Source organism: Bacillus sp. ABA4_010 (assembly GCF_056159105.1).
Genome location: NZ_JBSWUN010000003.1, coordinates 367,825 through 392,469 on the forward strand (window position 1 = coordinate 367,825; position 24,645 = coordinate 392,469).

24 protein-coding genes are annotated in these 24,645 nt (G+C 40.6%); 23 read left to right on the forward strand and 1 reads right to left on the reverse strand.

What is annotated here, in order from left to right; genetic code table 11:
* Positions 1–165 precede the first annotated feature (165 nt).
* The 12 genes from spoIIP to deoC all read left to right on the forward strand — a co-directional run bounded on the left by spoIIP (position 166) and on the right by deoC (position 14,340).
* Positions 166–1,365 carry a stage II sporulation protein P gene (gene spoIIP, locus ACXAEO_RS03005; RefSeq protein WP_474877811.1) on the forward strand — a complete coding sequence of 400 codons (1,200 nt, stop codon included), beginning with the start codon at positions 166–168 and terminating at the stop codon, positions 1,363–1,365.
* A 73-nt stretch (positions 1,366–1,438) separates the two neighbouring features.
* Positions 1,439–1,759: a YqxA family protein gene (locus ACXAEO_RS03010; protein ID WP_474877813.1), complete on the forward strand. Its 321-nt coding sequence runs from the start codon at positions 1,439–1,441 to the stop codon at positions 1,757–1,759.
* Positions 1,760–1,922: 163 nt separating this feature from the next.
* Positions 1,923–3,761, forward strand: coding sequence for a translation elongation factor 4 (gene lepA, locus ACXAEO_RS03015; protein ID WP_474877816.1), 1,839 nt, complete (start codon positions 1,923–1,925; stop codon positions 3,759–3,761).
* Positions 3,762–3,878: 117 nt separating this feature from the next.
* Positions 3,879–5,018: a radical SAM family heme chaperone HemW gene (gene hemW / locus ACXAEO_RS03020; RefSeq protein WP_474877818.1), complete on the forward strand. Its 1,140-nt coding sequence runs from the start codon at positions 3,879–3,881 to the stop codon at positions 5,016–5,018.
* An 84-nt stretch (positions 5,019–5,102) separates the two neighbouring features.
* Positions 5,103–6,134 (forward strand): heat-inducible transcriptional repressor HrcA, encoded by a 1,032-nt coding sequence (gene hrcA, locus ACXAEO_RS03025; protein ID WP_474877820.1) that lies wholly within the window; start codon positions 5,103–5,105, stop codon positions 6,132–6,134.
* A 107-nt stretch (positions 6,135–6,241) separates the two neighbouring features.
* A complete protein-coding gene (gene grpE, locus ACXAEO_RS03030) occupies positions 6,242–6,808 on the forward strand; it encodes a nucleotide exchange factor GrpE (protein ID WP_474877824.1) in 567 nt (188 codons plus the stop codon).
* Between the two features lie 35 nt (positions 6,809–6,843).
* Positions 6,844–8,664, forward strand: coding sequence for a molecular chaperone DnaK (gene dnaK / locus ACXAEO_RS03035; protein ID WP_474877826.1), 1,821 nt, complete (start codon positions 6,844–6,846; stop codon positions 8,662–8,664).
* 311 nt (positions 8,665–8,975) lie between these two features.
* Positions 8,976–10,100 carry a molecular chaperone DnaJ gene (dnaJ, locus tag ACXAEO_RS03040; RefSeq protein WP_474877828.1) on the forward strand — a complete coding sequence of 375 codons (1,125 nt, stop codon included), beginning with the start codon at positions 8,976–8,978 and terminating at the stop codon, positions 10,098–10,100.
* A 185-nt stretch (positions 10,101–10,285) separates the two neighbouring features.
* Positions 10,286–11,227: a 50S ribosomal protein L11 methyltransferase gene (gene prmA, locus ACXAEO_RS03045; protein ID WP_474877830.1), complete on the forward strand. Its 942-nt coding sequence runs from the start codon at positions 10,286–10,288 to the stop codon at positions 11,225–11,227.
* 32 nt (positions 11,228–11,259) lie between these two features.
* On the forward strand, positions 11,260–12,012 hold the full coding sequence (locus ACXAEO_RS03050) for a 16S rRNA (uracil(1498)-N(3))-methyltransferase (RefSeq protein ID WP_474877833.1): 753 nt from the start codon (positions 11,260–11,262) through the stop codon (positions 12,010–12,012).
* 4 nt (positions 12,013–12,016) lie between these two features.
* Complete coding sequence (gene mtaB, locus ACXAEO_RS03055) at positions 12,017–13,372, forward strand: tRNA (N(6)-L-threonylcarbamoyladenosine(37)-C(2))-methylthiotransferase MtaB (RefSeq protein ID WP_474877835.1); 1,356 nt, start codon at positions 12,017–12,019, stop codon at positions 13,370–13,372.
* Between the two features lie 302 nt (positions 13,373–13,674).
* Positions 13,675–14,340, forward strand: a complete 666-nt coding sequence (gene deoC / locus ACXAEO_RS03060) for a deoxyribose-phosphate aldolase (protein ID WP_474883931.1) — start codon at positions 13,675–13,677, stop codon at positions 14,338–14,340.
* A gap of 45 nt (positions 14,341–14,385) precedes the next feature.
* Here the strand turns inward: deoC and ACXAEO_RS03065 are convergent, their stop codons facing one another.
* A complete protein-coding gene (locus ACXAEO_RS03065; protein ID WP_474877837.1) occupies positions 14,386–15,321 on the reverse strand; it encodes a Na/Pi symporter in 936 nt (311 codons plus the stop codon).
* 196 nt (positions 15,322–15,517) lie between these two features.
* Between ACXAEO_RS03065 and rpsU the strand changes: the two genes are divergently transcribed.
* The 11 genes from rpsU (at position 15,518) to ACXAEO_RS03120 (ending at position 24,617) form a co-directional block, all read left to right on the forward strand.
* Entirely contained in the window at positions 15,518–15,691 is a 174-nt protein-coding gene (rpsU, locus tag ACXAEO_RS03070) for a 30S ribosomal protein S21 (RefSeq protein ID WP_003152957.1), read from the forward strand.
* A gap of 14 nt (positions 15,692–15,705) precedes the next feature.
* The gene (locus ACXAEO_RS03075) at positions 15,706–16,149 is read left to right on the forward strand and encodes a GatB/YqeY domain-containing protein (RefSeq protein ID WP_474877839.1); all 444 of its coding nucleotides are present in this window, start codon (positions 15,706–15,708) and stop codon (positions 16,147–16,149) included.
* A 113-nt stretch (positions 16,150–16,262) separates the two neighbouring features.
* Entirely contained in the window at positions 16,263–17,600 is a 1,338-nt protein-coding gene (locus ACXAEO_RS03080; protein ID WP_474883934.1) for an NfeD family protein, read from the forward strand.
* 13 nt (positions 17,601–17,613) lie between these two features.
* Positions 17,614–18,603 carry a flotillin-like protein FloA gene (gene floA, locus ACXAEO_RS03085; RefSeq protein WP_474877842.1) on the forward strand — a complete coding sequence of 330 codons (990 nt, stop codon included), beginning with the start codon at positions 17,614–17,616 and terminating at the stop codon, positions 18,601–18,603.
* Positions 18,604–18,689: 86 nt separating this feature from the next.
* Positions 18,690–19,100 carry a hypothetical protein gene (locus tag ACXAEO_RS03090; protein ID WP_474877845.1) on the forward strand — a complete coding sequence of 137 codons (411 nt, stop codon included), beginning with the start codon at positions 18,690–18,692 and terminating at the stop codon, positions 19,098–19,100.
* 59 nt (positions 19,101–19,159) lie between these two features.
* Positions 19,160–19,444: a sporulation protein YqfC gene (gene yqfC, locus ACXAEO_RS03095; protein ID WP_474877848.1), complete on the forward strand. Its 285-nt coding sequence runs from the start codon at positions 19,160–19,162 to the stop codon at positions 19,442–19,444.
* Between the two features lie 16 nt (positions 19,445–19,460).
* Positions 19,461–20,651 (forward strand): sporulation protein YqfD, encoded by a 1,191-nt coding sequence (gene yqfD / locus ACXAEO_RS03100; protein WP_474877850.1) that lies wholly within the window; start codon positions 19,461–19,463, stop codon positions 20,649–20,651.
* A 3-nt stretch (positions 20,652–20,654) separates the two neighbouring features.
* Positions 20,655–21,617, forward strand: a complete 963-nt coding sequence (locus tag ACXAEO_RS03105) for a PhoH family protein (protein ID WP_474877852.1) — start codon at positions 20,655–20,657, stop codon at positions 21,615–21,617.
* A 46-nt stretch (positions 21,618–21,663) separates the two neighbouring features.
* Complete coding sequence (locus ACXAEO_RS03110) at positions 21,664–23,817, forward strand: HD family phosphohydrolase (protein WP_474877854.1); 2,154 nt, start codon at positions 21,664–21,666, stop codon at positions 23,815–23,817.
* Positions 23,804–24,271 carry an rRNA maturation RNase YbeY gene (gene ybeY, locus ACXAEO_RS03115; RefSeq protein WP_474877856.1) on the forward strand — a complete coding sequence of 156 codons (468 nt, stop codon included), beginning with the start codon at positions 23,804–23,806 and terminating at the stop codon, positions 24,269–24,271. Before ACXAEO_RS03110 ends, ybeY begins: the two co-directional genes overlap by 14 nt.
* Complete coding sequence (locus ACXAEO_RS03120) at positions 24,255–24,617, forward strand: diacylglycerol kinase family protein (protein WP_474877858.1); 363 nt, start codon at positions 24,255–24,257, stop codon at positions 24,615–24,617. Before ybeY ends, ACXAEO_RS03120 begins: the two co-directional genes overlap by 17 nt.
* Positions 24,618–24,645: the final 28 nt, after the last annotated feature.

Sequence of the window (24,645 nt, forward strand, 5' to 3'; positions counted from 1 at the left end):
ACAGGGGAATTCGAAGGGAGCCTTTTCGTTGATGGAAGCATTTCCGTTAGTTTATCAACGAAAAGGTTTATTTTTATGAAAAAAAACCTCTTCACGCTTAGAATGTTCTATCAATTAAGGCTTGTACATATACATGAGATAGAGAAGCGTTGAAAGGGTGAGCACATGAAATTTGGGCGGCCGGGTGAATTTATTGTATCTGTAAACGGTGCTGTAATACGGAAATTTGTGATTGTGTTCATATTAGGGCTCGTCATGCTCTTTGTCATGGTTGGGGTTTTGACGTCGTTAAAACCTCAATATCGAATTGCTTCTTCCTCTTTGGGAGAAGTGACAGACGAATTATCCATTTCATCTTTTGTCCATTTATTGTCCTATGAAAACCATTATTTTAAGCAGGCCCTTTCACCAGATATTCCTTCCCCGAGATATTTTAGTGAATTGTTTCAATTTGCAACAAGAATTAACCTAGATGACCCAAGAAGTTTGCTTGGTAACGAGCTTCCTGGATTTTATCATTTTGATAGTGAGATTATTGTGGCAGAAGAAGGGTTGGATTATACGACCATTCCATATGAATCGGCACCTCCTTTAGAAGTATTGATGGCAGAAAGAGAAGCAAGTATTCAAAATCTATCCGAGTTGGACAAGCCAGTAGAAGACCAGGAACCTATTCAACCTCCAAATTTATCGACAAATGGAAAAAATGTTGTCTTTATTTATCATACTCATAGCAGTGAATCGTACTTGCCTCACTTGAAAGGGGTAACGGACCCTAATGCTGCCTATCATTCGAAAGTAAACATTACAATGGTCGGGAAAAAGCTTGCAGAAGAATTGGCGGAACGAGGAATTGGAACACAAGTGAATGTGGAGGATATGAATGAGAAGTTAAAGCAAAAAGGCTGGAACTATGCTAAATCGTACGCGGCTTCCCGGGAGGTCGTGCAATCAGCGCTTGCTTCTAATCGTGAGCTGCAGTATTTATTTGATCTTCATCGTGATGCTAACCGTAGAGAAGCAACGACCATTTCCATAAACGGGAAAAACTACGCCAAAGTTGCTTTTGTTATTGGAGGCGAAAATGCCAACTATGAACAAAATGTTAAGCTGGCGAAAGATTTGCATAACTTAATTAATCAAAAATATCCCGGCTTGAGCAGAGGGGTCATTACAAAAAGAGGAGAAGGAACAAATGGAAAGTTCAATCAAGATCTTTCTCAAAATGCTATTTTGTTTGAATTCGGGGGTGTTGACAATTCATTTGAGGAGTTGAACCGGACTGCCGAGGCCGTAGCTGATGTATTTAGTGAATACTATTGGCAAGCAGAGAAAGTAAATGGAACGACTAAATCTACACAATAATAGAAAAGCAGGTAATGTTTTCATGAAGAAACGTCCATAATGAGTAATAAACAATGCATTAAAGGAGAAGAACATGGTCAAGTTCATGATGAAAACCTTCCTGCTGACAACGGTTTTATTATTCGGAGTGTTGCTTGGTATGCAACAGGCCAATAACGGAATGATTAAAATGAAAGGGTACCAAGACCCGGAACTTGATAGTGCTTTTACGGTTTCCCAAACAGAAAAAGGGGAAGTGGAGGCTTCTGTACTTGGTTCTAAAGTAAGGGCGGTAGACTTGAAGGAAAAACAGCAGCAACTTGAGGAGCATAAAGCTTTTAATTTCTTTTCATCATTTGGGAAGAAATTTGCGGATGCCGTTCATTCTATTATCGATAAAGCTATTGACAGGTAATCGTGTGTTGGAGGATGAGTGGGCTTACAAAGCGAAAGAATGGGACAAATGGCAATGGGCTCAAAGTAAAAACTCCTTTACTTTATAATGACATGGAATAGATGATAATGATATAATCAATCCTAGTGTAAATGCTTGTCGAGTTTTAGTAGGAGTGAAATATGTGATGAATAAAGAATCAAGATTAGAAAGACGATCGAAAATTCGTAATTTCTCAATCATTGCTCATATCGATCATGGAAAGTCAACGCTAGCTGATCGCATTCTTGAAAAGACGAATGCGTTAACGCAACGTGAAATGAAAGCACAGCTTTTAGACTCTATGGATCTAGAGCGTGAGCGCGGGATTACCATTAAATTAAATGCGGTACAACTTAACTATACGGCGAAGGATGGAAATGATTATATTTTCCATTTGATTGATACACCGGGACATGTTGATTTTACGTATGAAGTGTCGCGAAGTCTCGCAGCTTGCGAAGGAGCCATTCTTGTTGTCGATGCGGCACAAGGGATTGAAGCCCAAACGTTGGCGAATGTGTATTTAGCACTTGATAACGACTTAGAGATTTTGCCTGTCATTAACAAAATCGATTTGCCAAGTGCTGACCCAGAACGTGTGCGACAAGAAGTGGAAGACGTGATTGGTCTTGATGCGTCGGAAGCAGTACTTGCTTCAGCGAAGGCCGGAATTGGCATCGAAGAGATTTTAGAACAAATCGTTGAAAAGGTACCAGCTCCAAGTGGAGATCCAGAAGGACCTTTAAAAGCGTTAATCTTCGACTCCTTATATGATGCTTATCGAGGCGTAGTAGCGTACATTCGTGTCGTGGAAGGGACAGTTAAAGTCGGAGACAAAATTAAAATGATGGCGACTGGAAAAGAATTCGAAGTGACGGAAGTAGGGGTTTTCACTCCGAAAACAACACTGAGAGAAGAATTGACAGTCGGTGACGTAGGATTTTTAACAGCAGCTATTAAAAATGTTGGAGATACACGTGTCGGGGATACGATTACACACGTGAAAAACGGAGCGACAGAACCGCTTCCGGGGTACCGTAAATTAAATCCGATGGTATTCTGCGGATTATATCCGATCGATACAGCAAAGTACAATGATTTGCGCGAGGCTTTAGAGAAATTAGAATTAAACGATTCTGCTCTTCAATTTGAGCCGGAAACATCGCAAGCATTAGGCTTTGGATTCCGTTGTGGATTCTTAGGATTGCTTCATATGGAAATCATTCAAGAGCGAATTGAACGCGAATTTAATATCGATTTAATTACGACCGCTCCGAGTGTAATCTATGATGTCTTTTTAACAGATGGCGAGAAGATTGCGGTTGATAACCCTTCTAACATGCCAGACCCGCAAAAAATCGATCGTATTGAGGAGCCGTATGTCAAAGCAACGATTATGGTTCCGAATGATTATGTAGGAACGGTTATGGAGCTTTGCCAAAAGAAACGTGGAAACTTTGTGACGATGCAATATTTGGATGAAAACCGTGTTAGCATCATCTATGAAATCCCGTTATCGGAAATCGTATATGATTTCTTTGATCAGTTAAAATCAAGTACAAAAGGATATGCTTCTTTTGACTATGAACTTATTGGATATAAAACGTCCAAATTAGTGAAGATGGATATTTTATTGAACAGTGAACAAGTGGATGCATTGTCCTTCATCGTTCACCGTGACTCTGCCTATGAGCGCGGAAAAGTCATTGTAGAAAAATTAAAAGAGTTAATTCCGCGTCAGCAGTTCGAGGTGCCAATTCAAGCGGCCATCGGCCAAAAAATTGTGGCACGTTCAACAATTAAAGCGATGCGTAAAAACGTATTGGCAAAATGTTACGGTGGTGACATCTCGCGTAAGCGTAAGCTTCTTGAGAAACAAAAAGAAGGTAAGAAGCGCATGAAACAAGTCGGATCGGTAGAAGTACCGCAAGAGGCGTTCATGGCTGTGTTAAAAATGGAAGACAGCAGCGGAAAGAAATAATAAAAAGGGCGGCTTGAAAAGGATTTTTCCTTTTTCAAGCCGCCCTTATCCGATTCTTTCACGCTGTGACATTGAACTGTGTTTGTGCAGGATAAATTAAAAAAAGGTGTGAAACTAATGGTACAAGCAGCATATTTGCATATTCCGTTTTGTCATCATATTTGCCATTACTGTGATTTCAATAAAGTGTTTTTTGAAAATCAGCCTGTGGATCAATATATTGAGGCAATGGAAAAAGAAATGGAGCATACGGTCGAAAAACATGGGAAGGCTCCGTTGCGCAGCATTTTCGTGGGAGGTGGAACACCAACGGCACTAACAGCATCTCAACTTGATCATTTTTTGCGCGTCACTCGGAAGCATCTTTCTTTAGCTGAAGGAGGAGAATTCACGTTTGAAGCCAACCCGAATGAACTAACGGATGAAAAGCTCCAGCTCTTGAAAGATTATGGAGTGAATCGTTTAAGTATCGGAGTTCAAACCTTCAATGATAAACTGTTAAAAGGGATTGGCCGTGTGCATACGAAAAACGAAGCGATTGAAACAATTAAAGTCGCAAGAAAAAAAGGGTTTGAGAACTTGAGTCTTGATTTAATGTACAATCTTCCTGGGCAGACGATGGAAGATTTTTTTGAAACGTTAGAACAAGCTTTTCAATTAGATGTGGACCATATGTCTGCTTATTCGTTAATTATCGAACCGAAAACCGTATTTTATAATTTGATGCGAAAAGGTCAATTACATGTTCCCCCGCAGGAAGAAGAAGCCAAAATGTATGATGTTTTGATGAAAGAAATGGAGAAGTATGGATTTCATCAATACGAAATCAGTAATTTTGCCAAAAGTGGTTATGAAAGCCGCCATAATTTAACATATTGGAATAATGAAGATTATTACGGCATTGGCGCTGGGGCGCATAGTTATGTTCAAGGAGTAAGACGAGCCAATATTGGTCCAATTCAAAAATACATGGATGCGATTTTTAAAGCTGGCTTCGCTCACATAGAAGAGCATACGGTCACGAAAACAGAAATGATGGAAGAAGAAATGTTTTTAGGTCTCCGAAAAACAGAAGGAGTCTCCAAAGTGGTGTTTAAACAAAAGTACGGTGTGGAATTAAATGATGTATTTGCTGAACAAGTACAGGAGCAAATTACTAAAGGACTGTTGCAGGAAAGCGATCAATACGTCTCCTTAACGCGCAAAGGTAGGTTTCTTGGTAATGAGGTGTTCCAAGTCTTCATCGGAGTAATCTAATCGTTGACATTGCCAGAGTGATTTGGTAATTTATTAATAGATTTAGCACTCGGTCTCTTTGAGTGCTAACAGAGGTGATGACATGTGCTAACAGATCGGCAATTGTTAATTTTACAAGTCGTTGTAGATGATTTCATTCGATCTGCTCAACCTGTTGGTTCAAGAACCTTATCCAAAAAAGAAGAAATTAATTTCAGTTCTGCTACCATTCGAAACGAAATGGCAGATTTGGAAGAATTGGGGTTTATTGAAAAGACGCATAGTTCTTCAGGTCGAGTTCCTTCGGAAAAAGGCTACCGTTACTATGTTGACCATTTATTATCCCCACAATTGCTGACAGTATCTGATACAGCTAAACTAAAGTCAGTGTTTGCAGAGCATATTGTGGAGCTAGAAGCCATTGTCCAAAAATCAGCGCAAATTTTGTCAGAAATGACGAATTTAACGTCGATTGTTTTAGGACCAAGGGTAGTCAATCATAAATTAAAACAAATTCAAATGATTCCTTTATCCAAGGAAACGGCTGTTGCTATTATTGTAACAGATACAGGACATGTGGAAAGCAAAACGTTGACGCTGCCGGATGGTGTTAATCCATCGGACATTGAAAAGATGGTAAATATCTTAAATGAACGGTTAGCTGGCGTGTCGATTATGGATTTAAAGGATAAGATGTATAAAGAAGTAGCGATGCTGCTGAGAACGCATATTACGAATTATGAACAGCTTTTCAACACGATGCAAAATGCTTTGCAACTAAAACAGGATGAAAAAGCATTTATTGGCGGCAAAACGAATATGTTGAGCCACCCTGAATTTCATGATGTAGGGAAAATTCAATCACTCTTAAAGATGATGGAGCAAGAACAGCAACTATATGAACTGTTGCGTGGTCATAAGGGTGGGATTGATGTCAAAATTGGCAGAGAAAACACATTTAGTGAAATGGAAAGCTCGAGCTTAATTACAGCTAGTTATGCAATAGGTGATGAACAGCTCGGCACGGTCGCTATTTTAGGGCCAACAAGAATGCCATACTCACGTGTGATTAGTTTACTGCAATTTGTCTCATCAGACTTATCAAATGCGTTGAGAAGACTGTATCAAAATAAATAGCCGAGGCTATATTGGTTAACGGGCAGGAGCGGTTATCCGCTTCGCCTCACCATTTATGCCTTCTTGTAAGTGAAGATTGTCTAATACATTAAAGGGAGGTGAATTCGTTGACAAACGAAAAGCAAATGACAGAAGAAAATGTAGTGGAATCACAAGTTGAGGAAACAGAGCACACGTCAAACGAACAAACAGAGGGTGAGCAGGTTGGAGAAGCGAACTCTTTAGAGGTAGAAGTGGCAGAGCTAAAAGCGAAACTGGAAGAAGAAGAAAATCGCTATTTACGTTTGCAAGCTGATTTTGATAATTTCCGCCGCCGCGCTCGTTTAGATGCTGAAGCAGCACAAAAATATCGTGCGCAAGACTTAGTGATGGATATATTACCAGCTCTTGATAATTTCGAGAGAGCGTTAAAGGTAGATACAGAAGATGAGCAATTTAAAGCTGTACTGCAAGGAATGGAAATGGTTCACCGCCAGCTTCTTGAAGCCCTTCAAAAAGAAGGTGTAGAGGCAATTGAGGCAGTCGGCCAAACGTTTGATCCATACCAGCATCAAGCTGTCATGCAAGTAGAGGATTCTTCATTTGAATCTAATACAGTTGTAGAAGAATTTCAAAAAGGCTACAAGCTAAAGGACAAAGTTATTCGTCCTTCCATGGTAAAAGTCAATCAATAACAAGAAATACATACTCAATCTAGGAGGTAAAGTCAATGAGCAAAATCATTGGTATCGACTTAGGTACAACTAACTCTTGTGTTGCCGTATTAGAAGGCGGCGAACCAAAGGTAATTCCAAATCCAGAAGGAAATCGCACAACACCATCTGTTGTGGCATTCAAAAGTGGAGAGCGCCAAGTAGGAGAAGTAGCAAAGCGCCAATCTATTACAAATCCGAATACAATCATTTCTGTAAAGCGCCACATGGGTACGGATCATAAAGTGGAAGCTGAGGGCAATAAATACACGCCTCAAGAAATTTCAGCTATTATTTTACAGCACTTAAAAGCATATGCAGAAGATTATTTAGGTGAGCCTGTAACAAAGGCAGTTATTACGGTTCCTGCTTATTTCAACGACGCTGAGCGTCAAGCAACGAAAGATGCTGGTAAAATTGCTGGTCTAGAAGTAGAGCGTATTATTAACGAACCGACAGCGGCAGCATTAGCTTACGGCTTAGATAAAATGGAAGAAGATCAAACAATTTTAGTATACGACCTTGGAGGCGGTACGTTTGACGTATCGATCCTTGAACTTGGCGACGGCGTCTTTGAAGTTCGTGCAACTGCAGGGGACAACCGCCTTGGTGGGGATGATTTCGACCAAGTAATCATCGACTATTTAGTAGCAGAATTCAAAAAAGAAAACGGCATTGACTTAGCGCAAGATAAAATGGCGCTTCAACGTTTGAAAGATGCAGCTGAAAAAGCGAAAAAAGATTTGTCAGGTGTTACATCAACTCAAATCTCTTTACCGTTCATTACAGCTGGTGCATCAGGCCCTCTTCACTTAGAAGTCACGTTATCACGTGCGAAATTTGATGAGCTATCTGCGCACTTAGTAGAACGTACAATGGGTCCTGTCCGTCAAGCGCTTCAAGACTCTGGTTTATCTGCAAATGAAATTGATAAAGTCATCCTAGTTGGTGGTTCTACACGTATTCCAGCTGTACAAGAAGCTATTAAAAAAGCAACTGGAAAAGAACCGCATCGTGGAGTGAATCCAGATGAAGTAGTAGCACTAGGTGCAGCGGTTCAAGGTGGAGTATTAACAGGTGATGTAAAAGATGTTGTTTTACTTGACGTTACTCCACTTTCATTAGGAATTGAAACAATGGGCGGTGTGTTCACGAAGTTAATTGACCGCAATACGACAATCCCAACAAGCAAATCACAAGTGTTCTCGACGGCTGCAGATAATCAAACAGCTGTTGATATCCATGTATTGCAAGGGGAGCGTCCGATGGCAGGCGATAACAAAACGCTTGGTCGTTTCCAATTAACAGATATTCCACCAGCACCACGCGGCATTCCGCAAATTGAAGTAACATTCGATATCGATAAAAACGGTATTGTAAACGTTCGTGCGAAAGACTTAGGCACAAACAAAGAACAAGCCATTACAATTCAATCATCTTCAGGTCTTTCTGATGAAGAAATCGATCGCATGATTAAACAAGCAGAAGAGAATGCTGAAGCAGATAAAAAACGAAAAGAAGAAGTAGAATTGCGCAATGAAGCAGATCAGCTGGTCTTTACGACAGAAAAAACATTGAAAGACCTAGAAGGAAAAGTAGATGAAGCAGAGGTAGCGAAAGCAAATGAAGCGAAAGATGCTTTAAAAGCGGCTATCGAGACAAATGACCTTGAAGAAATCCGTGCGAAAAAAGATGCTCTTCAAGAAATCGTTCAACAATTGACAATGAAGCTTTACGAGCAAGCTCAACAAGCAGCTCAAGGTGGTCAAGCTGAAGGACAAGCGAAAAAAGACGATAACGTTGTCGACGCGGAATTCGAAGAAGTAGACGATAAATAAGAAAAGTGAAGCAAACTCGTTCACTCCTATAGGGCATTGGAACTCCGGACAAAGAAGCGTTTTAGCCTCTGTAGGAAGGAGTGAGATGACCGTAGGAAGAAGTGAAAGTTGTACAGCTTGGCTTTCAGAGCTAGACAATAAGGAGCGGAGCTTAAAAGACTGACGTTCTGTCATAGCAACGGTCAACTAAAAAAAGTCAAAGTCAGGCTTGCCTTGACTTTGACTTTTTTTGATGAGAGTAAAAGGTTGCGGTGAAAATGCCGTTAGTGATACAATTACCTTTATGTGAAAAGAAGCGGGAGTGAATATTCATGAGTAAGCGAGATTACTATGAAGTTCTTGGGGTAAGTAAGAGTGCCACAAAAGACGAGCTGAAAAAAGCTTATCGGAAATTGTCAAAAAAATATCATCCAGATATTAATAAAGAGGCAGATGCAGCCGAAAAATTTAAAGAGTTAAAAGAAGCTTACGAAGTATTGAGTGATGATCAAAAGAAAGCGCACTATGACCAATTTGGACATACAGATCCAAATCAAGGTTTCGGTGGCTTTGGCGGCGGCGATTTTGGCGGCGGTTTTGGATTTGAAGATATTTTCAGTTCCATTTTTGGTGGAGGAAGACGCCGTGATCCAAATGCGCCTCGTCAAGGAGCAGATTTGCAGTATACAATGACGCTATCTTTTGAAGAGGCTGTATTTGGCAAAGAAACAACAATCGACATTCCACGAGAAGAGACGTGTGAAACTTGTCATGGATCAGGTGCTAAGCTTGGATCGAAAGTGAACACATGCTCACATTGTCACGGGACTGGGCAAGTAAGTGTAGAACAAAACACGCCATTTGGCCGAGTGGTTAATCGTCGCTCTTGTCAGCACTGTCAAGGAAAAGGTAAGATTATTGAAGAAAAATGTGGAACGTGTCATGGAGAAGGTCGTGTAAACAAAAATAAGAAAATTAACGTGAAGATTCCAGCAGGAGTAGACGACGGTCAACAACTGCGAATTGCAGGCCAAGGTGAACCTGGATTCAACGGCGGACCAGCAGGGGATTTATACGTTGTCTTCCACGTTCGTTCCCATGAATTCTTTGAACGTGACGGCGATGACATTTATTGTGAAATGCCGCTTACGTTTGTTCAAGCAGCACTTGGTGATGAAGTAGAAGTGCCAACACTGCACGGAAAAGTGAAGCTGAAAATTCCAGCTGGCACGCAAACAGGTACGAAATTCCGCTTAAAGGCAAAAGGTGTGCCGAATGTGCGCGGGTATGGTCAAGGAGATCAGCACATTATCGTTCGTGTCATTACGCCAACGAAATTGTCTGAAAAACAAAAGCAGCTCTTACGTGAATTTGGTGAGCAAAGCGGCCAAGGTATCGTAGATGAGCAGCATGATTCTTTTTTTGCAAAAGTAAAAAGAGCTTTTAAAGGCGAATAAGAGGGTGTGCTGATAGCTTGGGAGAGACCAAGGGTATCGGCACACCCTTGTAAAATGACAGACGGGTTTAGCGAAGTATACGTGGCTTCTTTCATGGTGGAATTTTAACATTAAGCGAATGAAATATGTTTCTGCGGTAAAAATGGGAAATAACATGTACAGTAAACGGATTGGAGTTGGTAGAGATGAAGTGGTCAGAAATTTGTATTCATACAACAAGTGAAGCGATTGAACCGATATCAAACATCTTACATGAGGCGGGTGCTAGTGGAGTTGTGATTGAGGATCCGAATGATTTATTGCAAGAGAGGGATACCACTTTCGGTGAAATCTACCAACTCAATTCAGACGACTATCCCGAAGAAGGGGTTCTTGTCAAAGCGTATTTACCTGTCAATAGCTTTTTAGGAGAAACAGTAGAGGGGATTAAAGAAGCAATTAATAATCTTCTTGTATATGATTTTGATCTTGGTGCCAATAAAGTGACCATTAGTGAGGTTCATGAAGAGGAATGGGCGACGGCTTGGAAAAAATATTATCACCCGGTCAAGATTTCGGAACGGTTTACGATTGTACCCACATGGGAAACGTACGAGCCTGTTAATACCGATGAATTGATTATTGAACTGGACCCAGGAATGGCCTTTGGGACCGGAACACATCCTACAACAGTGATGTCTTTACAGGCGCTAGAACGGAATGTTCAAGAGGGCGATAAAATCATTGATGTAGGAACTGGTTCAGGTGTATTGAGCATCGGAGCGGCTATGCTAGGAGCAAAAGAAGTACAAGCGCTAGACTTAGATGAGGTAGCGGTAGAATCTGCCCGTTCTAACATTGAATTAAACAAAGTAGATGATGTGGTGACGGTCTCTCAAAATAATTTGCTAAATGGGATGGAAGGTCCTGTGGATATAGTTGTTGCTAATATTCTAGCAGAGATTATTGTGCGTTTTGCTGATGATGCAGCACGTATATTAAAGCCAGGAGGCATGTTCATTACATCTGGTATTATTGGTGCCAAAAAAGATGAAGTGAAAGAGGCTTTAGTAAAAGAAGGATTTGCTATCAAGGAAGTAACCGTGATGGAAGACTGGGTAGCGATTACTGCGCAAAAAAGCGAGTAACGACAATCATCTTGTTAGAGAAGGTGTAAAGCATGCAACGATATTTTGTGACAAATGAACAAATCAATAACGATACCGTTTCTGTCAGCGGAGACGATGCTCGTCATATGGTACGTGTCATGAGAATGACAGAAGGTTCCGAAGTGATTTGCTGTGATGCTGACGGCCGATCGGTGCTTTGTAAAATAGAAGATATTTCCGGTGACGAAGTAAATTTACGTGTAGTAGAATGGTTAGATGAGGCAAAGGAAATGCCGGTTTCGGTAACGATTGCGAACGGAATGCCCAAAGGGGATAAGCTCGAACTGGTCATTCAAAAAGGAACGGAATTGGGAGCATCTGCGTTTATCCCTTTTATGGCCTCTCGTTCCATCGTCAAATGGGACAGTAAAAAGGGTAGTAAAAAAGTTGAGCGTTGGAGCAAAATTGCGAAAGAAGCAGCTGAACAGTCTCATCGGACAGTGGTGCCGCATGTTGCAGAACCTGTGTCTTTTCGCGATTTACTTCAAGTGAGTGAACAGTACGATTATAAAATTGTAGCATATGAGGAAGAAGCGAAGCGCGGAGAGCAATCCCGCCTCTCTTCCCTTTTATCAGATATAAAACAAGGTGAATCTCTTCTCGTTGTGATTGGACCAGAAGGTGGATTAACCGAACAGGAAATCGAGTCGTTTAGAAGAAGCGGTTTTGTCATGTGCGGATTTGGTCCGCGTATTTTACGGACAGAAACGGCACCGTTGTATGTACTTGCGGCTGTTTCCTACCATACTGAATTAATGGGGTGAAACAATGTCATCAGTAGCGTTTCATACACTAGGATGTAAAGTAAATCATTATGAAACTGAGGCAATTTGGCAGTTATTTAAAGAAAATGGCTATGAACGTGTTGATTTTGAAAAATCAGCCGATGTGTATGTCATTAATACGTGTACGGTTACTAATACAGGTGATAAAAAAAGCCGTCAAGTGATTCGCCGCGCAGTGCGCAATAATCCTGATGCGGTTATCTGTGTTACGGGCTGTTATGCGCAAACCTCTCCTGCTGAAATTATGGCGATTCCCGGGGTGGATATTGTCGTAGGGACACAGGACCGAGTGAAAATGCTTGGATATATTGAACAATATAGAGAAGAACGTCAACCAATTAATGCCGTTGGAAATATTATGAAAACACGCGTGTATGAAGAATTGGACGTTCCAGCTTTTACAGATCGAACGCGTGCTTCTTTAAAAATACAAGAAGGATGCAATAACTTTTGTACGTTCTGTATTATCCCTTGGGCTCGTGGATTAATGCGTTCACGTGATCCAAAGGAAGTAATTCGCCAAGCGCAGCAATTAGTGGACGCAGGTTATAAAGAAATTGTCTTAACCGGCATTCATACAGGTGGATACGGTGAAGATATGAAGGATTATAATTTAGCGCAACTTTTAAGAGATCTTGAAGAGCAAGTGGTTGGATTGAAACGCCTTCGTATTTCATCGATTGAAGCGAGTCAAATTACCGATGAGATAATTGAAGTGCTGGATCAATCAAACGTCATTGTCCGCCATCTTCACATTCCGCTTCAGTCAGGTTCTGACACGGTACTAAAACGGATGCGCCGTAAATATACAATGGAGTTTTTCGCTGATCGATTAAATCGTTTGAAACAGGCGCTCCCTGGATTAGCGATTACATCTGATGTGATTGTTGGCTTCCCAGGTGAAACAGAAGAGGAATTTATGGAGACATATAATTTCATTCGAGAGCACCGTTTTTCTGAACTTCATGTATTTCCATATTCTAAGCGAACAGGGACACCTGCTGCTCGGATGGATGAGCAAGTGGACGAAGGTGTGAAAAATGAACGTGTACACCGTTTAATTGAACTTTCTAATCAGTTGGCAAAAGAATATGCTTCCCAATTTGAAGGAGAAGTATTGGAAGTTATTCCAGAAGAGGTGGATAAGGAACAACCGGAAAGTGGCTTATACATCGGATATACGGATAACTATTTGAAAGTGAAATTCCCTGCAACAGAGGAAATGGTCGGACAGCTTGTGAAAGTGAAAATTACAAAAGCGGGTTACCCGTATAGCGAAGGCCAATTTGTTCGTGTATTGGATAATGCAGTTACAGCTGAAATGAAAATAAGTTCTTAACAGACATTAATTCATGAAGGGGGGTGTCTGAAAAGAGGAAAACCACCTCTTTTCAGACACCCCCGCAAAATGGACCGTTACAAAAAACCAGGAATATTACGGGTTTTGATAAACGGTCCATTTTGCATAAAAAGAAAAACGATCATTTTCCCAAACATTTTGAGACTTATTGGACATCTCCTTTTATAATGAAAAAACGGTAAAAGTCACATAATAAAAAAGCATGTTCGTTTTTGTATTTTATGATATGATGGAGAGGTACGGACAACTTAGGAGAGTTTGAAAGGAGAAAGGTCATGACAATGAATGTTGCTAAAATGATTGACCACACTGCTTTAAAAGCAGATACAACAAAAGAGCAAATTGTTACTCTTTGCCAAGAGGCAAAAGAATACAGCTTCGCATCTGTTTGTGTAAATCCGACGTGGGTAGAGCTGGCGGCTGAAATGTTAAACGGCTCAGATGTTAAAGTATGTACAGTCATTGGCTTTCCATTAGGGGCCAATACACCTGAAACGAAAGCGTTTGAAACAAAAGATGCGATTGAAAAAGGCGCGACAGAAGTTGATATGGTCATTAATATCGGAGCGCTTAAAGATAAAGATGACGCATTAGTGGAGCGTGACATTCGTGCTGTAGTTGAAGCGGCAAAAGGAAAAGCGCTTACGAAAGTCATCATTGAAACATGTTTGTTAACAGAAGAAGAAAAAGTAAGAGCTTGCGAACTAGCTGTTAAAGCGGGAGCTGATTACGTAAAAACGTCAACAGGCTTCTCAACAGGCGGCGCAACAGTTGAAGATATTGCGTTAATGCGTAAAACAGTTGGACCTGATATTGGCGTGAAGGCTTCTGGCGGGGTACGCGACGTACAGGGAGCAAAAGACATGATCGAGGCAGGGGCAACTCGCATTGGAGCGAGTTCTGGTGTCTCTATCGTTAATGGTCTTACGGCTGACAGCGATTACTAAACCTTCTAATAAAAATGACGCGGCATTAAATGGGCCGCGTCATTTTTATTGAAAGGAAGTCCTTCCATGCATTTTGATGATAAAAGCTGCTAATATGCCGGTCATTGGCAGCGCTAAAACGGAGCACAATACGTTAAAAAGAAGACTAACATGAGCGAGTTGCACATCTGGAAGAGGAGTTAGCTGGCTAACAAGCTGTTCAAACATTTGAATAAAAGGAAAGAAAAAAATAACGCCCAATACATTGAGCCACACATGAGCAAAAGCGGTCAGTTTCGCTTCTTTATTCGCTCCTATTGTGGCAAGCAAGGCTGTAATGCAGGTGCCGATATTTGCTCCAAATAAAATAACAATGCCCGTTTTAAGTGTTAAAAGATTTTCATTTAAAAAGCTCATAATAATGCCAGTTGTCGCTGTGCTGGATTGGATGACGGCGGTTATAAGTGTACCGATCCCTAATCCGAGCATTTCGTTTGTATTTGCTTGTTCAATAATGTGGTGAATAGCTTCTAAGCTAGATAAAGGCAAGGCAAGCTGCTCAAATCCTCTCATGGCGACAAAAATACACCCTAAACCAAACAACATGCTCCCAAGACAAAAAGGAATGCGCCGATGGATGAACAGGAGCGCAGCGCCTCCAACCAGCATGGGAATAATATAATCGTCTAGGCGAAAAGTGATCAATTCCGTCGTAAACGTCGTCCCAATATTTGTCCCGAGAATGATACCGATGGATTGCTGGAACGTTAAATAGCCGGCAGCAACTAACCCGATTGTAAGGACCATGACGGCTGAACTGCTTTGGAGAATCATTGTAATAATGGTGCCGGTCAGCATTCCTTGCCACGGAGAGTTTGTTACTTTAATTAGCCATTCCTTCATCCTGTCTCTTGATAAATGATACAATCCAGTCCGCAATATCGTCATGCCGAATAAAAAGATGGCAATATAGACAGCGAAGAAAGAAAGAATATTCAGCATTCAATTCACCTCTTTCTTCATTTTTATAGACAAGTCCTTCCACATATGACAAGGAATAAAATTAATTAGGTGGAAAGGATTTCTTCGGTAAAGGAGTTGACCTTGGTAGTTCGTTGCGTTATAATTGCAAAAGACATGTCTTTTCATGTCTTTTAACTTTCATGCTAGTGGTTTTGTTCGGAGGGAGGGAATTAGAATGTCAAAAACGGTTGTTCGTAAAAACGAATCGCTTGAGGATGCTCTTCGTCGCTTCAAACGTTCAGTATCTAAAACTGGTACTTTACAAGAGGCTAGAAAGCGTGAATTCTATGAGAAGCCTAGCGTAAAACGTAAGAAGAAGTCTGAAGCAGCAAGAAAACGCAAATTCTAAAAGAGGGTGTATTTATGAGTCTTCTTGAGCGTTTAAATGATGATATGAAACAAGCGATGAAAAACAAGGAAAAAGATAAACTTTCCGTTATTCGCATGGTTAAAGCCTCTTTGCAAAATGAAGCTATCAAACTAGGTAGAGAGCTTACTGAAGAAGACGAGTTAACTGTTATTTCTCGTGAGTTAAAGCAACGTAAAGACTCCCTCCACGAATTTGAGCAAGCAGGTCGCGAAGACCTTGTTGATAAAATTCAAAAAGAACTAACTGTTTTAGAAGTTTATATGCCTAAGCAGCTTACTGAAGAAGAGTTAACACAAATTGTTAAAGAAGCGATTGCGGAAGTACAAGCGAGCTCTAAAGCTGATATGGGGAAAGTAATGAGCGCCATTATGCCTAAAGTAAAAGGCAAAGCAGACGGCTCCCTTGTCAACAAGCTTGTTCTTCAGAACTTGTCATAAAAAAAAGCCTTACTAATTAGTAAGGCTTTTTTTTATACAAATGAAACCCTTTATGGTTTTCATCGTATATATAGGCAGTGGAAAATTTGCTTGTCGCTTATAAGAAAGGCGGTGTGATTTTGAAAAGACGGGCATGGATATATGCTGCAATCTTTTTGCTATCCTTATTATTTAGCCATTGGGAGCCTGTTGCTTTTGCTGAACGAGAAGGTGAACATGTGTATGTTATTCCTGTAGAAGAAACAGTTGAAAAAGGACTTTATGCTTTTTTGAACAGAAGCATTCAAGAGGCAGAGGAGCAAAAAGCTGATTTAATTGTATTTGATGTCAATACACCGGGAGGGGCAGTTGATGCTGCATCTGAAATCGGAAAAATTGTAAAGAATACATCAATCCCTAACGTAGCCTTAGTGAACCAAAAGGCCCTCTCAGCAGGGGCGTACATCGCTTTAAATGCAGATGAAATTTATATGACGCCAGGATCAACCATTGGATCAGCAGCTGTAATTGACCAACAAGGGAATGCGGCGGATAAAAAAGCTCAATCGTTTTGGAATGCAGCGATGAAAAGTGCTGCAGAGCAAAATGGGCGAAATCCGCTTTATGCGCTCGCTATGGCTGATGAGAGTATTGACTTGCCCAAATATGACGCTGGAAAAGGAAGACTGCTTACTTTGACGGCAGATCAAGCAGTGGAAGTCGGTTACTCTGAAGGGATGGTCAACGACTTAGAAGATTTGCTAGAACAGATGAATAAAGAAAAGGCATATGTGACGTATATGGAGGAAAGTGTTGCAGAAAAAGTGGCTCGCTTTGTTACACATCCAATTGTCGTACCGATTTTGCTGTCTATTGGCAGCTTAGGGCTTGTGCTGGAGCTTTATACCCCTGCTTTTGGATTAGCAGGTACAATGGGGATTTCATCGCTTTTATTATTCTTTTACGGCCACACCATCGCTGGATTAGCAGGCATAGAGGCAGTAATTCTTTTTGTAATTGGTCTGCTTTTACTGGTGTTGGAATTGTTTTTAGCTGGTGGAATTGCTGGGATTGCCGGAGCAGCGGCAATTATTACAAGTTTCTTTATGGCTTCTGACAATTATGTTTATATGGGCGTTTCCATCTTAATAGCGATTGTTATATCGCTTGGAGGTGCTTTTGTGATGATGAAATTTTTCAAACGAAAGATGGTAGCTTTTCAAAAAGTTATTTTGATGGATTCTATGAACACAGAAGCTGGTTATGTATCTAACCGAAATCGGACAGAATTAATGGGGAAAGAAGGCGTTTCATTGACCCCTCTGCGTCCGGCTGGAACGATTTCGATTGATGGAGAGTATGTCGATGTTGTAACAGAAGGCGGTTATTTGCAAGAAGGTGTACGTGTGAGGATTGTAAAAACAGAAGGCTCACGAGTTGTTGTGAGGAAGTTGGAAGAACCGAAAAATTAAGGAGGTTACAGGAATGATTATTGGAAATATATTATTTTTTATTGGAATAGGATTAGCCATTATCCTGTTAGGTGTCTTTTTTACATTCGTTCCGGTGATGCTGTGGATTTCGGCATTAGCAGCGGGTGTGCGCATTAGTATTTTCACATTAATTGGAATGAGACTTCGTCGTGTTATTCCATCCCGTGTAGTTAATCCGTTGATTAAAGCGAGTAAAGCTGGTTTGGATGTCAGCATTAATCAACTGGAAAGTCATTACTTAGCGGGAGGGAATGTGGACCGTGTCGTGAACGCTCTAATTGCTGCACAGCGCGCAAATATTGAGCTGAGCTTTGAACGTTGTGCAGCGATTGATTTAGCTGGACGCGACGTATTAGAAGCTGTACAGATGAGTGTCAATCCGAAGGTTATTGAAACACCATTTATTGCAGGTGTGGCGATGGATGGAATTGAAGTGAAAGCGAAGGCGAGAATTACGGTTCGTGCCAACATCGACCGTTTAGTCGGGGGGGCGGGAGAAGATACCATTGTGGCCCGTGTTGGTGAAGGGATTGTTAGTACAATCGGTTCTTCTGATAACCATAAGAAGGTGTTGGAAAATCCAGACTTGATTTCCCAAACGGTATTAAATAAAGGATTAGATTCTGGAACGGCTTTTGAAATTTTATCCATTGATATTGCAGATATTGATATCGGTAAAAATATTGGGGCAGTCCTTCAAATTGATCAGGCAGAAGCGGATAAAAATATCGCTCAAGCAAAAGCGGAAGAACGCCGTGCTATGGCGGTGGCGCAAGAGCAAGAAATGCGTGCTCGTGTAGAAGAAATGCAAGCGAAAGTTGTGGAAGCAGAGGCGCAAGTTCCACTTGCGATGGCTGAAGCACTTCGTTCTGGAAATATCGGCGTTATGGATTATATGAATTTCAAAAACGTAATGGCTGATACCGATATGCGTAATTCCATTGGCAAAGTAACAAAGGAAGAAGAAGAGGACGAAAAATAGTTTGTGCAGGTTGTCAGGCAACATAACGAGCCCGACGCTGATACAATTTCAAGTGAAGCGCAACTTTACTTGGAAGGAGGGTTTTTATGAACCTATTTGATTTCTTAATGAGCAATGCATTCATTTTAGTCGTCATCGCTGGTTTTATCTTTAATATTATGAAAAGCTACAGAGAACAAGCGAAACCGCAGCGGAAAGCTTCACCGCCTTTGCGGCGAAAAGCAGCTGAGAATGAAGTTGATGTACGCTCCGAAGTTGAAGAAGCCAAACGTTTTCAAAAGCAGGCAGCATCCATTCAAGCGAAGTTGGAGGAAGCGAAGGCCTTCAGCCGAACTCAGCCGCCAGTTGAAAAGCGGAATCCTCTTGTCGTTTCTTCTCCTCCTGTTTTGAGAAAGGAAAGGCGAGGGCGTTATTCTTTAACGTTTTCTAAAAAGCAAGCGATGCAAGGAGTTATTTGGTCAGAAATTTTAGGTCCGCCTAAAGCAAAAAGAAAATAAATTGAAGTGATACAAAACCTCCTTTTCTCATAAATATGAGATGAAAGGGGGTTCTTTTTATGGCAAAATCTTGGAAACATCAGATGAAAAACTGGATTACGAGCAAAATGGAACTACCAGCCGATGTATTAACAGATCTCCCCCGGATTACAATGGTCGGTCAAGTTCATGTATATATTGAAAATCATAAAGGATTACTAGCCTTTTCAGATACCGAAATCCGTATTTTATTAAAGCAGGGCCAATTGTTAATAAAGGGTGAAGAGCTTGTTATTAAAGTTATTATGCCTGAAGAAATTGTTCTTGAAGGGAAAATTGGCCAAGTGCTTTATTTAGAAGAGTAAGCAGAGGGGGAGCAAGATGAAGAACCAATGGACAAACTTTATAGCTGGCACTGTAACAATCTCGATTCGAGGGAAGGGAATGGAGCGCTTTTTAAATCAATGTTTCCGTCAACAGCTGGCGGTGACCGATATTAAAAGGATAGATGGAGAGTGTGTGACAGCCACTATTTTATTGAAGGATATTCCTACCATTCGAAAAATGGTGCGTCAAAGCGACTGTAAAATTTATTTTTCACGAAAGCGTGGTATTCCGTTTTTAATGAAGCGGATGTGGAAAAATAGCGGCTTTGTAATTGGTGTGGGGATGTTTCTTTTTCTTTTAATGCTGTTTTCAAATATGGTATGGGACATTGAGATTAAAGGTGCCCAGCCTCAAACGGAGCATCAAATCCTCCAAGAGCTGAATAAAATGGGAGTCAAAAGAGGGAAACTGCAATTTTTAGTGGAAGACCCCGAGTCAATTCAACGAGAATTGACTAATAATATTCACAACCTCACGTGGATAGGGGTTGAATTGAGAGGAACGACTTTTTATTTTCAAGCGGTAGAAAAAAATAAACCGAAGCAGGCGGAAGCGACAAAACCAAGTCATATCGTTGCTGAAAAGAAAGCGGTCATTACGAAGATGTTTGTCGAAAACGGACAACCTTTAGTGAAGGTCAATGATTTTGTACAGCCAGGTCAAGTATTAGTATCCGGTATTATCGGTAAAGAGGATTATGAGCGGGTGGTAGGGGCTAAAGGAGAAGTGTACGGCGAAACGTGGTACAAGTCGGTCGTAGACATTCCTTTGAAAACCGATTTTCGTGTTTTAACAGGAAATAGCTTTACAAAGCATGTTTTATATATTGGCAAGATGGGGATTCCGGTTTGGGGCTTTTTCCAAAGGGAGTCATATGAACAGGAGAAAATTGAAACGCTGAAAAAACCTGTTTACTTTTTAAAGTGGGAGCTTCCTCTATTTTATGAAACGGTAACAGTGAGAGAAGAAGAAACGGTTACAAGAGAGTACAGTGTGAAACAGGCTGTAGAAAAAGCGAAAGAAATTGGTAAAAAAGAATTAATTTCAAAATTAGATGCAGATGCTACAGTTAAGGACGAAAAAGTTTTGCACGAAACTAATGACAATGGTAAAGTAAGATTAACGATACATTACCAAGTTATTGAAAATATTACGACGACTCAACCAATTATCCAAGGAGATTGACGAATGGCAGAACAGATTGTTACAACAAACTTGCAACTTGAAAATCATAATGAAGCGATTGCTTTATTCGGCAATCAAGATGTTCATTTAAGGCGCATTGAAGAAGAAATGCAGGTCACAATTGTCTCACGAGGTGAAGAAATTACTGTTTCAGGGGATTTGGGACAGGCGGAACTTGCAATTGAAATCTTAAAAAAGCTGTTGGTGATCATCCGGAGAAACATTAACATTTCAGAACGAGATGTGTTGTATGCCGTACAATTAGCGAAAAATGGAACGCTTGAATTTTTTACGGACATGTATAACGAAGAAATCGCAAAGAACGTAAAAGGAAAATCCATTCGCATTAAAACGTTAGGGCAAAAGCAATACGTATCCGCTATTCGAACAAAGGATTTGATTTTTGGAATTGGACCTGCCGGAACAGGGAAAACATATTTAGCAGTGGTTATGGCCGTCAATGCTTTGAAGAATGGAAATATTAAACGCATTATTTTGACGCGGCCAGCTGTTGAAGCTGGAGAAAGTTTAGGATTTTTACCCGGTGATTTAAAGGAGAAAGTGGATCCTTATCTTCGTCCATTATATGATGCACTCCATGATATTTTAGGAATGGAGCACACGCAGCGTTTAATTGAACGGGGAGTAATTGAAATTGCCCCTCTTGCTTATATGAGAGGAAGAACGCTAGATGATGCCTTTGTTATTTTGGACGAGGCTCAAAATACCACACCTGCACAAATGAAAATGTTTTTAACAAGGTTAGGGTTTGGCTCCAAGATGGTCATTACGGGGGACATTTCCCAAGTGGACCTTCCAAAAGGTGTGAAGTCCGGTCTTACTGTAACCCAGGATATATTAAAAGAGGTTAAAGGAATTGGATTCATATATTTAGAACATTCAGATGTTGTTCGACATCCATTAGTTGGCCGAATTATTGAAGCGTACGACAAACATGAAGCATAAGACCCTTTTTTCTAGGGTCTATTTTCTTTGAAAGGAGACATATCAGGTGTCAAATTGGAGGTTTTGGAAGCTTACTACCGCCCAAGTGAACCGCTTTAAGTTAGTCCATATCGGTTTATATACACTACTTGGAATGATTATGTATGCCATGATGTATAGTAACATTAAGCCTGAGGAGCTAGATTTGCGCCTGTTTTCTGTATCACCTCAAACTGTTTATTCTCCCATTGCAATAGAAGATAAAGAAAGTACGGAGAAAAAACGTCAAGAAGCGGAAGATGCAGTAACGGATGTCTATACTTTGAAAACAGAGTATGCTCAAAATCGAGTAGATCTTGCGGGGTCGATTTTCGATTTTATTTTGGAAGTCAATAATGAAATTGCTGATTTTCCCGAGCAAGAAACATGGACACCAGAAGAAAGACTGGAACAGCAACAGCAAGTACTCAATGAGAAATTGCCTTCCAATATCGGAAAAAGTTTGTCGGCAGAAACGATGCAGCAATTGCTTCAAGCTAATCGTGAGGATCTAAAAATTGCTAAAGACGCGGTCGTTACAGCTGTGCATAGTGTGATGAAAGATCGAATTACTGTTAGCGACGTGGAAAGTAAAAAGAAACAAGTTCAAAATCAACTCATTTACACGAATGTTAGCGATGAATTGAAAAAAGCGATGTATGATGTTGCGCAATTTGCCATTATCCCCAATGTTGTTTATGATCCGCAAAAAACAGCTGAAAATCGCCAAGAAGCGGGCGAAAGAGTGGAGCCTGTCCGAATTAAACAAGGGCAAATTATTGTGGAAGAAGGACAGTTAATTACGACAGATATTTACCGGCAGTTGCAGCTTGTCGGCTTGTTAGACCGTGATCGTGCGATTCAGCCGCTTGCCGGATTGCTATTGCTTATCATTATTATGATTAGTTTTGTGATGCATTATGTGAGAGGGTTGAAGCGAAACAATGATCGGTCGCTGTTGTTATATGTAATCGTTTTTACTGTCACTATACTCGTGATGAAAATATTAAGTTTGTTTCAAGGAATTGAAATATCAGAAATTGGGTTCTTAGCTCCAGCAGCAGCAGGGGGATTATTAATTAGAATCCTACTCAATGAACGTTTGGCGATTATTTCTAGTATTATGTTGTCGATTTGTGGAAGTGTGATTTTTAATGGTGGGGTAACGACTGCTTTTAATGTATATGTGGGAATTTATTTATTAGTAAGCAGTTTGGCAGGTGTGCTATTTTTAAGTCAGCAGCATCGACGTTCGAAAATCCTTCAAGCCGGCTTATTTATCTCGCTTGTTAATATTATGGTGATGCTGTCTATTTTATTAATTAAAAATGGACACTTGGACAGTGTAGAGCTTAGTTATTATGGTCTCATGGGAATTGCGTCTGGGGTCATTGCGGCTGTATTGACCATTGGTTTACTGCCATTTTTTGAAGCGGGATTTGGCATTTTATCGACAATGAAGTTGATTGAGCTTTCAAACCCGAACCATCCGTTGTTGCGTAAAATCCTTACCGAAACACCAGGCACTTATCACCATAGTGTGATGGTGGCAAATTTATCAGATTCCGCTTGTGAAGCAATCGGAGCGAACGGGTTGCTGGCAAGAGTAGGGGCTTATTATCACGATATCGGGAAGACGAGAAGACCTCAATACTTTATTGAAAATCAACTTGGTGGGAAGAATCCACATGATAAATTGCCACCTGAGGTGAGTAAAAATATTATTATTGCTCACGCGTCAGAAGGAGCAGACATTTTACGGAAACATAAACTTCCACGGGAAATTGTAGACATTGCTGAACAGCATCACGGTACAACCTTGTTGAAGTATTTTTATCATAAAGCGCTGGAACAGACGGATTTGTCTGTAACGGAAAGTGACTATCGTTATCCGGGACCGAAAGCTCAAACAAAAGAGTCTGCCGTCGTCGGTATCGCCGATAGTGTAGAAGCGGCTGTACGTTCTTTGCCAAACCCTACACCAGAAAAGATTGAAGGACTCGTTAGAAGCATTATTAAAGATCGTTTGCAAGATGAACAATTCAATGAATGCGACATTACGCTCAAAGAACTGGAACTTGTTGCGAAAAGTCTTTGTGAGACGTTAAATGGAATATTCCATTCACGCATTGAATACCCAGAATTAAAGAAAGAAAAGGTGAAAGAACATGTTGGTAATTGATTTTATTGATGAAGTCGATGGAGTGACAGAAGAACAGCAAAACGAACTGGAGCAATTGTTGCTGTTAGCCGCTAAGATGGAAAATGTAGCAGATGGAGCAGAGCTGTCCGTGACATTTGTAGATAATGAACGAATCCAAGAGATTAATCGCGACTATCGTGATAAAGATAAACCGACGGATGTTATTTCTTTCGCTATGGAAGAAATGGGGGAAGGAGAAGTGGAGATTATTGGTGAAAACATCCCTTCAATTTTAGGTGATATTATTATCTCCATTCCTAAAACCTATGAGCAAGCAGAAGAGTACGGTCATTCATTTATGAGAGAACTTGGCTTTTTAACGGTCCATGGCTTCTTGCATTTATTAGGCTATGATCACGAAACGGCTGAGGAAGAAAAGGAAATGTTTGATAAACAAAAGGAAATATTAGAAGCGTATGGCCTTAAGAGGTAAGCAGCGGCTAACGAAAAGTTTTTACTATGCGATGGAAGGAATCGTTCATACTTTAAAACATGAACGTAACATGCAGATTCACACGGTTGCCGCCGTTGTTGCCATATTCGCAGGCTTTTGGTTAGAGATTTCGCTGAATGACTGGATGATTTTGATGATTATGATAACTGGAGTGTTTAGTCTGGAGTTAATGAATACAGCAGTTGAAAAAACGGTGGATCTTTTGACGAAAGACTATCATCCTTTAGCAAAAATAGCGAAAGATGCGGCTGCTGGAGCGGTTCTCGTCTATGCAGCTGCCTCCGTTATTGTCGGAATCCTTTTATTTAGTAAGTATATCGTCTAAGAAAGACGTAATGATAAGGGATGAATGA